The sequence below is a fragment of the Streptomyces smaragdinus genome, assembly GCF_009604385.1.
GTDB lineage: Bacteria > Actinomycetota > Actinomycetes > Streptomycetales > Streptomycetaceae > Streptomyces > Streptomyces smaragdinus.
In genome coordinates, this window is sequence record NZ_WEGJ01000001.1 from 548,698 (window position 1) to 561,103 (window position 12,406).

A 12,406-nucleotide genomic window follows, 5' to 3' on the forward strand; every position below is an offset into this window, starting at 1 on the left:
TCAGGCCGTCGGGGTGCCGTCCGGTTCGTCGCGCAGCAGGGATTCGGCGAAGGCCCGGACCCGGGCGAGGGCCTCGCGGTCCACGGGGTCGCGGCGGGCCAGCGCGTTCTTGATCTCCCGGTAGGTGGCGGCCTCGTACGCGCACCAGGCGCAGCAGCCCAGGTGTTCGGTCACCCGGTCCCGGGTCCGCGGCCGGGTCTGGCCGTCCACGTAGGACTGGAGCACCAGGGCGACCTCGGAGCAGCCCATGGGCCGCCGGCGCCCGAGCGGGGTCCTCATGACACGCCTCCCTTCGGGGCCAGCCCGACGGCGGCCAGCTGTTCGCGGATACGGGCGCGGGCCCGGTGCAGCCGGCTCATCACCGTCCCCTTGGGGACGCCGAGCAGCTCCGCGGCCTCCCCGTAGCTGAACCCGTCGATGTCCACCAGGCGTACCACCTGTCGGTGCTTGACCGGCAGTCCGCTGTACGCCGTTTCCACCTCCTCGTCGAAGACCTCGCCGAGCACCACCGCCTCGGGCGTCGGCTGCGCGTCGCCCAGGGCGGGCGTCAGCCGGTCCAGTTCGGCGTCCGGGTCGTCCAGCAGATGAGGGCGGCGACGCCGGTGCCGGTTGAGCTCGGCGCGCCGCATGATCGTCAGCAGCCAGGCCCGCGGATGCCGGCCGTCGAACCGGTCGGCGGACCGGTAGGCCCGGATCAGGGTCTCCTGCACCAGGTCCTCTGCGTCGGCGGGCTGGGGGGTGAGGGTGGTGGCCGCCCGCAGCAGCACCTCCACCTCCGGCACCACGAATCTGGCGAACGCCTCGCCACGTGCCGCGTCCTTCGCCGAGTACACCACTCGCTCCTCCACGGCGCCGGAAACCCGGTGACCCCACCGGACGATTCCATTCTCCGCGACCCAAACCGCACAGGCGTTTGAACATGGCCGGGAGTCGTCGTCCGGTTGAACAGGGCCGGTGACCGAGGGCACTTGGTGCTCGCCTTAGGCTAGGCCCGCTTGTCGCAGTCGCCACAGCTAGGGGGAGCCCGTATGCAGCCGCTGGAACCGGACGATCCGACGGAGATCGGCGGCTACCTGCTGCGGGGCAGACTGGGCGCCGGCGGTATGGGCGCGGTCTATCTGGCGAACACCCCGGCCGGGCGGCCGGTGGCCCTGAAGGTGATCCGGCGGGAGTACGCGCAGGACCCCGAGTTCCGGCGGCGGTTCGCGCAGGAGGTCGAGGCGGCGCGGCGGGTGCACGGGCTGTACACCGCGCAGCTGCTCGACAGCGACACCGAGGGCCCCCAGCCCTGGCTGGCGTCGGCGTACGTGCCGGGACCCTCGCTGTCCCAGGCGGTGTCCGAGCACGGGCCGCTGCCGCTGCGGACGGTGCTGCAGCTCGCCGCCGGCGTCGCGGAGGCCCTGGCCGCCATCCACGCCGCGGGCGTGGTGCACCGGGACCTGAAGCCGTCCAACGTGCTGCTCGCGGAGGACGGGCCGCGGGTGATCGACTTCGGGATCGCGCGCGCCTCCGACGCGACGGCGCTCACCGGCGCGGACGTGCGGCTGGGCACGCCGGGGTTCATGGCGCCCGAGCAGATCCGCGGCGGCGGGCAGCCGGGGCCGGCGATCGACGTGTTCGCGCTGGGGCTGGTGGCGCACTTCGCGGCGACGGGCAGGCACCCGTACGGCGAGGGCGCGAGCGAGGCGATGCTCTATCGTATCGTCGCCGAGGACCCCGACCTCACGGACACCCCGGCGGGGCTGCGTGACCTCGTCGGCCGGTGTCTGGCCAAGGAGCCCGCCGAACGCCCCGCGCCCGCCGAGGTCGTCGCCCTGTGCCGGCGCGCGGCCGGGGGCGAGCTGTTCGACCTCGGCGGACCGGGCTGGCTCGCCGGTACGCAGGTCACCCCGCCGTCCGTGCCCGAACCCCTCGACGCCCTGTCGACCGGCTTCGGCCCGCCGCCGGTGTACCCGGAGCCCACGGCGCCCTCCTACCCGGCCGCGGTGACCCACGCCCCGGCCTCCCCCGCCGCCCCCACCCGCGTCCCCGCGCCCGGCGGCCGGCGCCGCACCGGGCGGATCGCGGGCGCCGTGGCGGGGGCGCTGATCGTGGTCGGCGGAACGGTGTTCGCCGTCGACCGCTTCGGCGACGACGGCGGGCAGGGCGGCGGCACGCCCCCCGGCGACGACGGACACGCCGCGGTGGTGGGGCTCGGCGACATCTACGTCGACCACAAGCCCGTCACCGGCTCCGAGGGCGAACCGTTCCGCCGCACCTACACCGCCGGGCCGCTGTACGCGCCCGTCACCGGGTTCCGCTCGCGGGCCTTCGGCGACAGCGGGCTCGAGGCCGTCTACCGCAAGCAGCTCACCACGGGCCGCAACCAGGTGCTGACCACCATCGACCCCGCCGTCCAGAAGGCGGCGTTCGAGGGCCTCGGCGACCACAAGGGGGCCGTCGTCGCCCTCGACCCGCTCACCGGGAAGATCCGGGCGCTGGCCTCCACCCCGTCGTACGACCCGGCCCGGTTCGCGGGCAACGCCTCGGCGGACGAGGCGGCGTGGAAGGAGCTCAACGACGACCCGGACAAGCCGCTGCTGAACCGCGCCCTGCACGAGACCTACCCGCCAGGGTTCACCTTCTCCCTCGTCACCGCGACGTCCGCGGTACGGGAGGGGCTGGTGAAGGACGCCGGTTCGGCGACCGACTCCCCCGAGCCGTACACGCTGCCCCTGTCCGCCACCCAGCTGCGGAACCCGCAGCCGGGCGCGTGCGAGAACGCGTCGCTCACCACGGCGTTCGCGTACTCCTGCAACACGGTGTTCGGGAACCTCAGCGACAAGCTGGGCAACGGTGAGCTGCTGCTGAAGGCCAGCGACTACGGCTTCGGCAAGGAACTGAACGTCCCCGTCCGCGCCGCGGACAGCACCTTCCCCGGCAACGCCGGACGGCCGCAGAACGTGCTGGCCGGCATCGGCCAGGGCGACACCCGGGCCACGCCGCTGCAGATGGCGATGGTCATCGCGGCGATCGCCGACGGCACCTTCATGACGAAGCCCAATCTCGTCCAGGAGCTGCGCCGCGCCGACGAGTCGGTGATCAAGCGGTTCGAGACGGGCGAGCTGGACTCGCCGGTCGACGACGACACGGCCGCCGTGCTGCGCGAGGCGCTGGAGGGCGCCGTCGAGGAGTCCGGCTCACCCGCCGCGATCCCCGGCATGAAGGTCGGCGGGCTCGCGGCGAGCGTGCAGGAGCGTACGGACGGCGCACAGATCTCGCCGTACCAGTGGTTCGTCTCGTACGCCGAGCACCAGGACGGGCGCAAGGTCGCGGTGGCGGTGATCGTGGAGGGGAAGGACAGCCTGCCGGCGGCGCAGATCGCGCGTGACGTGATGAAGGCGTCGCTGCCCGACGACTGAGCGTTCACCGGGGGGTGGTCCCGTTTTCGCCCGGCGGCATTGACGCGGTCACAACTGTCGCCGAGATTGCGGGCGTTGACTCGACCGAGATTCCCGCGGAGGGAAACGCATGAGAGCGACCGCACCAGTCCACCGCACCCGCCTCGCCGTCCTGACGACCGCCCTGACGACCGCCCTGTCCGCCGCACTGGCCGTGCTCGCGCCGGCGACGACCGCCGCCGCCGTGCCGGGCCACCGGGACTTCGACCTGCAGGCCCACCGGGGCGGGCTCGGGCTGGTCGTCGAGTCCACCCTGGCGTCCTTCGCCAACGGCCTGTCGGTGGGCGTGACCACCCTCGAGCTCGACGTCCAGATCACCGAGGACAAGCAGGCGGTCGTCACCCACGACCGGAAGATCACCGGCGCCAAGTGCCTGGACACGGGACCGGCCTTCCCCGGCGACCCGGAGTATCCGTACGTCGGCAAGTTCATCACGAACCTGACGCTCGCCCAGGTCCGTACGCTCGACTGCGGTTCGCTCCCCCAGGCCCAGTTCCCGGGCCAGCGGCCCAGCCCCGGGGCCCGGATCCCGCTGCTCACCGAGGTGTTCGACCTGGTGAAGAGCAAGGGCGCCGAGAAGGTCTGGATGAACATCGAGACGAAGGTCGAGGCGGGCGCCCCGCAGGAGACCGCCCCGCGCGAGGACTTCGTACGGATCGTGGCGCGCCAGGTGCGGGCGTCGGGGCTGGGCGAGCACGTGACGATCCAGAGCTTCGACTGGGGCTCGCTGATGCGGATGCATGAGGTGGCCCCCGAGCTGCCGATCGTGGCGCTGACCAACGGCAACCAGTTCCTCCAGCCGGGGCAGCCGGGCGCCTCGCCGTGGCTGGGCGGGATCGACATCGACGACTTCGACGGCGATCTGATCGCCGCGGTCGACTCCTTCGGCGCCGACGCGCTGTCGCCCGTGCACGGCGACCCGCAGGCCGGGAAGATCACCGACCCGGACTACGTCCCGTACACCACGGCGGAGATGGTCCGGTCGGCGCACGCCCGCGGCATCAAGGTCATCCCGTGGACGGTCGACGACGTGCCAACCATGAACAAGCTCATCGACGACGGCGTGGACGGCCTCATCACCGACCGCCCCGACGTGCTGCGCACGGTGTTGAAGGACCGCGGCTTCCACCTGCCCAAGCGGTACAGGTAAACCGGCCGTCCCCGGGGGAGCGAGTCCCCCGGGGACGCTCTACGCCGCCGCCAGGGCCTCCGTCGGAGGCAGCCGGGCGGCACGCAGGGCCGGGTAGAAGCCCGCGAGCCCGCCGATGACGAGCGTCGCCGCCAGCCCGCCGGCCATCGCCCACGGCGGTACGACCGTGGGCCAGCCCTGGTAGGCGGCGTACCCGGCGGTGACCCCGATGCCCAGCACGACGCCGCCCGCCCCGCCGAGGGCGGACAGCAGCAGCGACTCGCAGAGGAACTGCGTACGGATCTGCCCCCGGGTGGCCCCCAGCGAGCGCCGCAGCCCGATCTCCGCGCGCCGCTCCAGTACCGAGATGACCATGGTGTTGGCCACCCCCACCCCGCCGACCAGCAGCGCCACGGCGCCCAGCCCCAGCAGCAGCCCGGACAGCGCGTCGTCGGTGGCCTCCTTCGCGGCGAGCGCGTCCGACGGCCGCGACACCTGCGTCTCGCCCGGGTTCTCCGGGTTGGCGGTGGCGCCCAGCAGTTGCTGCGTCCCGGTCACCGCGTCCGGCTCGGCGCGCGTGTACACGGTCGTCGGGTAGCCGTCGAACCCGAGCTCCTCGGTGGCCGCCCGCCAGCCGACGAGGGCGGCGGAGTCCAGCTCCGGCGCGAGGGCGTTGGCGCCAAGGAGGCCGACGACGGTGAACCACCGGCCGCCGAGCCACACCTGCGCCCCCGGCTCGTACACCCCGAGCTCGGCGGCGGCCCGCGAGCCGAGGACGACCGTCGGGTAGCGCCCGCCGGCGGAGTTCAGCCAGCCGCCGGCCACCAGTTCGCCGCCGACGGTGCGCGGCAGGTCCGTACGGGCGGCGTAGACGCCGAGGCCGGAGGTCTGCTGCACGGGGATGTGGTCGTTGCGGTAGACCTTGGCCCCGGTCAGGCCGACGGCGGACACCGACGTGACGCCGTCCAGCGCGCCCACCATCTCCACCGACTCCGCCGGCAGATGCGCGGCCTCGCCGGTGAACGACGTGCCGGGCGAGACGGTGAGGAGGTTGGTGCCCAGCTCGTCGAGCCGGCGGTTCAGCTCCTCCGTGGACGAGGTGGAGATGCCCACCACGCCGGTCATCGCCGCGATGCCGATGGCGATGCCCAGCGCCGAGAGGAACACCCGCATCGGGCGCGACCTGAGCCCCGATCCGCCGACGCGCAGCACGTCGGCGGGGCTCAGCCGGGCGGGCCGCGGGGGCGCTGCCGCGACGGTCATACGACCACCTCGAGCCGTGAGTCGTGGGCGATGCGGCCGTCCTTGATCCGCACCTCGCGGGGCAGGGACGCGGCGATGTCCCGGTCGTGGGTGATGACGACGACGGCCGTGCCGCCGCCGTGCAGCTCGCGCAGCAGCTCCATCACCGCGGCGCCGGAGCGGGAGTCGAGCGCCCCCGTCGGCTCGTCGGCGAGGAGCAGCGCCGGCTCGCCGGCCACCGCCCGGGCAATGGCGACGCGCTGCTTCTCGCCGCCGGAGAGCTGGTGCGGCTCGTTGTACAGCCGGTGGCCCAGGCCCACCCGGCGCAGCGCCTCCTCGGCGAGGCGGCGGCGCCGGGCGCGGGGCCGGCCGCCGTAGAGCAGTCCGTCGGCGACGGCGTCCAGGGCGGGGACGCCGGGAGCGAGGTGGAAGGACTGGAAGACGAAGCCGATGTGCCCGGCGCGCAGGGCCGACAGCCGGCGGTCGCCGAGGCCGTCGATGTCATGGCCGTCGACGAGCACCGTGCCCGCGGTGGGGCGGCCGAGGGTGCCCATGATGTTGAGCAGGGTGGACTTGCCGGACCCGGACGGGCCGACGATCGCGAGCAGTTCGCCGCGTTCGACGACCAGGTCCGCTCCGGCCAGCGCCGTGACCTCGCCGTACGTCTTGGACACGCCGCGCAGTTCGACGACGGGCGGGATCACGCGGGCACCCCCACGGTCAGCCCCTCGGTGATGCCGTCCCCGGTGATCTCGACCCGGCCGCCGGCGAACATGCCGAGCTCGACGGGGCGGTACGCCACCGTGCCGTCGGCGGCGACGGCCTGCACCGCGTAGCCGCCGTCGGGCCGGGCCACCAGCGCCTGCACGGGCACCGCGAGTACGTCCTCGCGCTTGTCGGCGCTCAGGGTCACGTCGACGGGGGCGGCCTGGTAGCGGCCGAGCTTCTTCCGGTCGGTGACCGTCAGTTCGACGGGGACGGTGGCGTCCGCCGCGTCCGCGGAGCCCTCGCCGCCGGCGTCGGGGCGGGCGGTGGCGGCGTTGCCGACGTCGGTCACCTCTGCGGCGGCCTCGGTGCCGTCGGGCAGCTCTACGGAGGCGGTGGTGCCCTCGCGGACCAGGTCCTCGTAGCGCACCTCGAGGTCCACGGTGACCAGGCGGTGGGTGCCCGTCCAGGTGAGGATCCCGCCGGCGGGGGCGGTGCCGATGGCGGCGGTGACCTCGGCGACGCGGCGGGCTCCCGCGGCCACGACGGCGTCGCCGGGGGCGACGGTGCCGGTCTCCTCGCGGCCGAGGTCGTCCTGCCAGGCGCGGACGGCGGTCGCGGTGCCCGAGGTGTAGGTGTCGTCGGGGTCGAAGCCGGTGTAGCCGAGGGCGGCGAGGTTCTTCTCCAGCATCGCGACGTCCTTGCCCTCGGCGCCGGTGTCCAGGGCGCGGTAGAGGGGGGTGGTGCCGTACAGCAGGGGGACCTGTTCCTCGTTGAGGCTGTAGACCGTCTCGCCGCGTTCGATCACCGCGCCTTCACCGGGGAGCTGGGTGAGGATGCCGGCGCCGGATCGCCCGGGGGATCCCGCCTGGACGGGCGCCGGTTCACCGTAGCCGAGGGTGCCCTCGACGGTCTCGGTGCGGGTGAGCGTGGTGCGTTCGACCTTCGCGGTCTTCGCGGGGCCGGAGGGGGCGGCGCCGGCGGTGGCCTCGCTGTCGGTGCCGAGGACGCCGGTCGCGGCGGCCGCCCCCGTACCGGCGACGGTGAGCGCGGCGAGGGAGATGAGGAGGGCGCGCACCGGCCTGCGGCGGCGGGGCTCGTCCCGTGGGGTGTCGGGCTGTTCGGTCACTTGGGCGCGCCCTTCATGATGATGCCGCCGCCCGGGCTCTTGTCCCGGCAGGCCTGCATGGCGCCCTGGAACTCGTCGCTGTCGGGTTCGACGCCGAGCTTGCTCATGTCGATCTCCATCGCCCCGTTCTTCACCTCGGGGTCGGGGAAGTCCTTCAGGCCCTCGGCGCGGATGCAGTCGGCCCAGACGGCGACCTTCGCGGGGTCGAGCTGTCCGCCGGGGCCGGCGTCGCCCTGCGGGGAGAGGTCGCGGCAGGCCTCCTGGGCCTGGGTGAAGGTGTCGGAGTTCATGTCGATGCCGCTGTCGGGGGTGAGTTTGATGCCGCCGTCGGTCGGGTCGGGGAAGTTCTCCACCCCGTTCTCGCGCATGCATTCGGAGAAGGCGAGGGCCTTGTCCTTGGGATCGGTCGGCTTCGAGGAGGAGGCGCTGTCGCCGGAGGTGTCGTCGCCGTCCCCCGAGCAGCCGGTGAGGAGGGCCCCGGCCAGCAGGACCGGTGCGAGGGCGAGGAGGGCGCGGACACGTGCCGCGTTCTGCGTATGGGTCATGCCCCGCAGCCAACGCGCCCGCCGGTTACACGAGGGGAACGCGCGCTGTTACGGCGCTGTTATGCCCGCTGCCGCAGACTGTCCCCCATGCGCGTGCTGATAGCGGAGGACCATCGCGAGCTGGCCCGGACCGTGGCCACCGGGCTGCGCCGGGACGGGATGGCGGTGGACCTCGCCTTCGACGGGCAGGACGCCCTGGATCTGGCGGACCTGCACGACTACGACGTGATCGTGCTGGACCGCGATCTGCCCCGGCTGCACGGCGACGACGTCTGCCGGGCGCTGGTCGCGCGCGGCGGGCGGGCCCGGGTGCTGATGCTCACCGCGGCGACGACGATCGCCGACCGGGTGGACGGCTTGGGCCTGGGCGCGGACGACTATCTGCCCAAGCCGTTCGCGTTCGCCGAACTCATCGCCCGGCTGCGGGCGCTGGCCCGCCGCTCGCGGCCCGCCGTACCGCCCGTCCTCACCCACCGCGACCTGGTGCTGGACGCGGGGCAGCGGATCGCCCGCCGCGGCGGGCGGCGTCTGGATCTCTCCCCCAAGGAACTGGCCGTACTGGAGCTGCTGCTGGCGGCCGAGGGCCGGGTGGTGTCGGCGGAGGAGCTGCTGGAACGGGCCTGGGACCAGGCGGCGGACCCGTTCACCAACACGGTGAAGGTGACGGTCAGCCGGCTGCGCCGCAAACTGGGCGAGCCGCCCGTGATCGAGACGGTGCCGTATGCGGGCTACCGCGTCTGACCGGGGCCGCGGTCTGCGATGGACCGTCCGGCTGCGGATGACGCTGCTGTACGGCGGGCTGTTCCTGGTCTCCGGGGTCGCGCTGCTGGGGATCACGTATCTGCTGGTCGCCACGGCCGACGGGCCGAAGTTCGTGATCAGTCGGCAGCGGGCGCCCGGCGACCTGCCGCTGCCCGCCCTGGACCGTGAGGCGCTGGAGGCGTGGGGCCGGGCCCACGCCGCCGAGGACCGGGCGCGCCGGCTCAGCGAACTGCTCAACCGCTCGGCGGTCGCCCTGGCGCTGATGTCCACCGTGTCCGTGGCCCTGGGCTGGGTGATGGCCGGGCGGGTGCTGCGGCCCGTACGGACGATGGCCGACAAGGCCCGCCGGATCTCCGAACGCAACCTCCACGAACGGCTGGCGGTCACGGGACCGGACGACGAGCTGAAGGACCTCGGCGACACGTTCGACGGTCTGCTGGCCCGGCTGGACAGCGCCTTCGACGCGCAGAAGCGCTTCGTCGCGAACGCCTCGCACGAGCTGCGCACCCCGCTGACCTTCCAGCGGGCGATGATCGAGGTCACCCTCGGCGACCCGGACGCGGACGCCGCGACGCTGCGCGAGCTGTGCGAGAGGCTGCTGACCGCCGGCGAGGAGCAGGAGCGGCTGATCGAGGCGCTGCTCACCCTGTCGAGCAGCCAGCGCGGTCCGGAGCACCGCGAGCCCACCGACCTCGCCGGGCCGGCCGGAGACGTGCTGCTCGCCTCGCCGCCGGACGCGCTGCCGGTCGAGGCGGTGCTGCGGCCGGCGCCGGTCACCGGCGATCCGCGGCTGCTGGAGCGGCTGGTCGGCAACCTCGTCGACAACGCCCGCCGCCACAACCGCCCCGGCGGCTGGATCCGGCTGACGACCGGCGTCCGGGACGGCCGGTCCGAACTGCGGGTGGTCAACAGCGGGCCGGTGGTGAACGCGGCGGACATCGACCGCCTGTTCCAGCCCTTCCAGCGGCTGCACCCGCGCACGGCCGGCCCGCCGGGACACGGTCTCGGGCTGTCCATCGTGGCCGCGATCGCCGCGGCGCACGACGCGGACGTCGAGGCCGACCCCGGCCCGCGGGGCGGCCTCGACGTCCGGGTCAGGTTCCCCTGAGGCTCACGCCTTGTTCCGGTCGCCCCGGTCGTTCCGGTCGCGGGCCGGGGGCGGCGGGGCCAGATACCTCGCCCAGCCGTCCGCCGGCGCCTGGCCGACCTCCAGGCCGCGGAGCTTGTCCAGCACCTGCGGGTCCTGGGCGTCCAGCCAGTCGGCGAGCTGCCGGAACGACACGCAGTGCACGTCGGCGCGCGGGCAGAGGGTCTTGATGGTGTGCTCCACGGCCCGCATGTACGCGCCGCCGCCCCACTGCTCGAAGTGGTTGCCGATGATCAGGGGCGCCCGGTTGCCGGCGTAGGAGCGGTCGAAGCCCATCATCAGGCTGCGGTACATCTGGTTCTCCGCGGTGGCCGGGGTCACGCGCGGGTTGACGCTGTAGTTGTAGTCCATGGTGAGCTCCTCCAGGTCGCTGCCGGGGAAGGGCACCGTCTGCATGGACAGGTCCCACACGCCGTGCTCCTTGCGGGGCCAGACCTGGAGGTTGACGCCGCTGGTGTCGTAGCGCCAGCCGAGTTCGCCCGCGGCCTTCACGAGGTTGTCGCGGCCCTCCAGACACGGGGTGCGGGCGCCGACGAGCTCCTTGTCGTAGTCGAACGGCAGCGGGGCGGCCCTGGTGAGGCCGGTGGTGGTCTTCCAGGTCTTCACGAACCGCTTGGCCTGGTCGATCTCGCTCTTCCAGTCGGCCACCGACCAGCTGTCGCCGCCGGTGGGCCCGCAGAAGTGGCCGTTGAAGTGGGTGCCGATCTCGCTGCCGTCCAGCCACGCGGCGCGCACCTGTTCGATGGTCTGCCTGACGTGCAGGTCGTTGAGGAAGCCGATGTCCGAGGCGCCGGCCTCGTGCCCGGGGGCGTGGTAGTCGCCGCGCCTGGACTCCGGGAGCACGTACAGGCCGCTGAGGAAGTACGTCATGGTGGCGTCGTACTTCTTGCCGACCTCGCGGAAGTGCCGGAAGAGCCCGGAGCCGTCCTCGCCGGCGCCGTCCCAGGAGAAGACGACGAACTGCGGGGGCTTCTGACCGGGCCTCAGCTTCCCGAACTTCGGCTGGTGCGGCTGCAGTCCGGTCCAGGCGGTGGAGCCGTCGCCGATGAGCCGCAGGGGTTTGCCGTTGCTGATGACGGGAAGCGCCTGATTCGCCTTCGCGTCGTTCTTCGCCTCGACGTCGCCGCCGCTGGAACAGCCCGCCGCCGCGGTCAGTGCCGCGGCGATGCAGGCTGCGAACGTCAGGCGCAGGGATTTGTACACGGGGCCACCTCTCCAGTCGACCGAACCTATGGAGAGATAACCCGACAATTGGACAAATCAGACTTATTCACCCGTTCGCCGCGAGGGCGTGTCGCGCTCCCTCAGACCCCGGACTGCGCCTGTACGAGGACGTCCCCCGCCGTCGTGCGGTAGTACAGGACCGACCGCCCCGACCGCCGGCGCGCGATCAGCCGGGCGTCGTACAGCAGCTTCAGATGACGCCCCACCGAACCGAGCCCCTGCCCGGTGACCGCCACCAGCTGGGTGGTGCTCATCGGCGTCCCGAGCAGCGCCAGCACCGCCGCCCGGTGCGTCCCGAGCAGCCGCCCCAGCGCGCGCGGCGCGGCCTGCGTCCGGTCGGTGTCCGCCAGGACCCCGTGGCACGGGTAGGTGAGGGCGTACAGATCGCTGTCGTCCCAGGCCACCCAGCCGCGTTCGGCCGCGGTCACCGGGATGAGGAGCAGCCGCCGGCCGGAGATGTCCCGGGGCGGGTTGTCCTGCTTGTTGATCTGCAGCCGCCCCTCGCCGAGCCACCGCATGCCCGGCCGGATGTCGTCCAGCGCCGCCGACCAGCCGCCCTCGGTGAGATGCCGGGTGCGCGCGACGATGTCGGCCTCGAGGATCCGCCGGCGGCGCGGCCAGTACGGCAGCACCGTCTCGGTCCACACCCAGCGCAGCACGCCCGCCAGCAGCTCCGGCAGGTCGTCGCGGTCGAGTACGGGCGGCAGCGGGCCCGGGCGGGACACCACGAGGTCGGCGCGGGCCCGGTCCGGGGCGGTGGCCCTGATGCGCGCCAGTTCCTCCTCGAAGGACCGCCCCGGCTCGTACGCGGAGGCCGGGGTGAGGAAGTCCGCCAGCCAGTTCCGGTGGCCCACGACCGCGTCCGTGAGCGGGCCGAGCGCCGGGTCGGCGGCGAGCAGGGCGCGGTACGCGGGCAGATGGCGGGCCAGCCACGCCCGGTGGCCCGGATGCCCGCCCGCGCCGTAGTCGAGGGCCAGGAACGCCGACGTCGTCTCGGCCAGCGCGGACACGCTGAACCGGCTGCCCGCCAGCGTGTCGGTGTCCAGCAGCCACAGCCCCACCCCGGACTCCTTTCGCGCAGCC

12 protein-coding genes are annotated in these 12,406 nt (G+C 73.6%); 4 read left to right on the forward strand and 8 right to left on the reverse strand.

What is annotated here, in order from left to right; translation table 11 throughout:
- Together SRB5_RS02640 and SRB5_RS02645 are read right to left on the reverse strand one after the other, a co-directional pair.
- A complete protein-coding gene (locus SRB5_RS02640; protein WP_153449704.1) occupies window positions 1-279 on the reverse strand; it encodes a zf-HC2 domain-containing protein in 279 nt (92 codons plus the stop codon).
- Window positions 276-833, reverse strand: a complete 558-nt coding sequence (locus SRB5_RS02645; RefSeq protein ID WP_323376876.1) for an RNA polymerase sigma factor — start codon at window positions 831-833, stop codon at window positions 276-278. The genes SRB5_RS02640 and SRB5_RS02645 overlap by 4 nt, the downstream gene beginning before the upstream one ends.
- Window positions 834-1,028: 195 nt before the next feature.
- On the opposite strand from SRB5_RS02645, the gene SRB5_RS36210 reads away from it, so the two are divergent.
- Both SRB5_RS36210 and SRB5_RS02660 read left to right on the forward strand, forming a co-directional pair.
- Window positions 1,029-3,401 (forward strand): protein kinase domain-containing protein, encoded by a 2,373-nt coding sequence (locus SRB5_RS36210; protein WP_228389688.1) that lies wholly within the window; start codon window positions 1,029-1,031, stop codon window positions 3,399-3,401.
- A 109-nt stretch (window positions 3,402-3,510) separates the two neighbouring features.
- The gene (locus SRB5_RS02660; RefSeq protein ID WP_153449706.1) at window positions 3,511-4,590 is read left to right on the forward strand and encodes a glycerophosphodiester phosphodiesterase family protein; all 1,080 of its coding nucleotides are present in this window, start codon (window positions 3,511-3,513) and stop codon (window positions 4,588-4,590) included.
- Window positions 4,591-4,629: 39 nt separating this feature from the next.
- Here the strand turns inward: SRB5_RS02660 and SRB5_RS02665 are convergent, their stop codons facing one another.
- The 4 genes from SRB5_RS02665 to SRB5_RS02680 are packed head-to-tail and all read right to left on the reverse strand — an operon-like array spanning window position 4,630 to window position 8,190.
- Window positions 4,630-5,832, reverse strand: coding sequence for an ABC transporter permease (locus SRB5_RS02665; RefSeq protein ID WP_153449707.1), 1,203 nt, complete (start codon window positions 5,830-5,832; stop codon window positions 4,630-4,632).
- A complete protein-coding gene (locus SRB5_RS02670) occupies window positions 5,829-6,515 on the reverse strand; it encodes an ABC transporter ATP-binding protein (protein ID WP_323376879.1) in 687 nt (228 codons plus the stop codon). The genes SRB5_RS02665 and SRB5_RS02670 overlap by 4 nt, the downstream gene beginning before the upstream one ends.
- Window positions 6,512-7,645, reverse strand: coding sequence for a peptidoglycan-binding protein (locus tag SRB5_RS37010; RefSeq protein WP_323376881.1), 1,134 nt, complete (start codon window positions 7,643-7,645; stop codon window positions 6,512-6,514). Before SRB5_RS37010 ends, SRB5_RS02670 begins: the two co-directional genes overlap by 4 nt.
- Window positions 7,642-8,190, reverse strand: coding sequence for a hypothetical protein (locus SRB5_RS02680; protein WP_153449708.1), 549 nt, complete (start codon window positions 8,188-8,190; stop codon window positions 7,642-7,644). Before SRB5_RS02680 ends, SRB5_RS37010 begins: the two co-directional genes overlap by 4 nt.
- A gap of 87 nt (window positions 8,191-8,277) precedes the next feature.
- On the opposite strand from SRB5_RS02680, the gene SRB5_RS02685 reads away from it, so the two are divergent.
- Together SRB5_RS02685 and SRB5_RS02690 are read left to right on the forward strand one after the other, a co-directional pair.
- Window positions 8,278-8,931 (forward strand): response regulator transcription factor, encoded by a 654-nt coding sequence (locus SRB5_RS02685; RefSeq protein ID WP_153449709.1) that lies wholly within the window; start codon window positions 8,278-8,280, stop codon window positions 8,929-8,931.
- 37 nt (window positions 8,932-8,968) lie between these two features.
- Window positions 8,969-10,060: a sensor histidine kinase gene (locus SRB5_RS02690; protein ID WP_228389689.1), complete on the forward strand. Its 1,092-nt coding sequence runs from the start codon at window positions 8,969-8,971 to the stop codon at window positions 10,058-10,060.
- A 3-nt stretch (window positions 10,061-10,063) separates the two neighbouring features.
- Here SRB5_RS02690 and SRB5_RS02695 read toward each other — a convergent pair whose 3' ends face one another.
- Both SRB5_RS02695 and SRB5_RS02700 read right to left on the reverse strand, forming a co-directional pair.
- Window positions 10,064-11,302 (reverse strand): polysaccharide deacetylase family protein, encoded by a 1,239-nt coding sequence (locus SRB5_RS02695; protein WP_323376884.1) that lies wholly within the window; start codon window positions 11,300-11,302, stop codon window positions 10,064-10,066.
- A gap of 101 nt (window positions 11,303-11,403) precedes the next feature.
- A complete protein-coding gene (locus SRB5_RS02700; RefSeq protein WP_323376886.1) occupies window positions 11,404-12,384 on the reverse strand; it encodes an ArsR/SmtB family transcription factor in 981 nt (326 codons plus the stop codon).
- Window positions 12,385-12,406: the final 22 nt, after the last annotated feature.

Bases quoted from the DNA above. Each gene is read 5' to 3' on its own strand.
- SRB5_RS36210 (WP_228389688.1), top strand. From the start codon at position 1,029: ATGCAGCCGCTGGAACCGGACGATCCGACGGAGATCGGCGGCTACCTG.
- SRB5_RS02665 (WP_153449707.1), bottom strand. From the start codon at position 5,832: ATGACCGTCGCGGCAGCGCCCCCGCGGCCCGCCCGGCTGAGCCCCGCC.
- SRB5_RS02660 (WP_153449706.1), top strand. From the start codon at position 3,511: ATGAGAGCGACCGCACCAGTCCACCGCACCCGCCTCGCCGTCCTGACG.
- SRB5_RS02685 (WP_153449709.1), top strand. From the start codon at position 8,278: ATGCGCGTGCTGATAGCGGAGGACCATCGCGAGCTGGCCCGGACCGTG.
- SRB5_RS02680 (WP_153449708.1), bottom strand. From the start codon at position 8,190: ATGACCCATACGCAGAACGCGGCACGTGTCCGCGCCCTCCTCGCCCTC.
- SRB5_RS02640 (WP_153449704.1), bottom strand. From the start codon at position 279: ATGAGGACCCCGCTCGGGCGCCGGCGGCCCATGGGCTGCTCCGAGGTC.
- SRB5_RS02690 (WP_228389689.1), top strand. From the start codon at position 8,969: ATGACGCTGCTGTACGGCGGGCTGTTCCTGGTCTCCGGGGTCGCGCTG.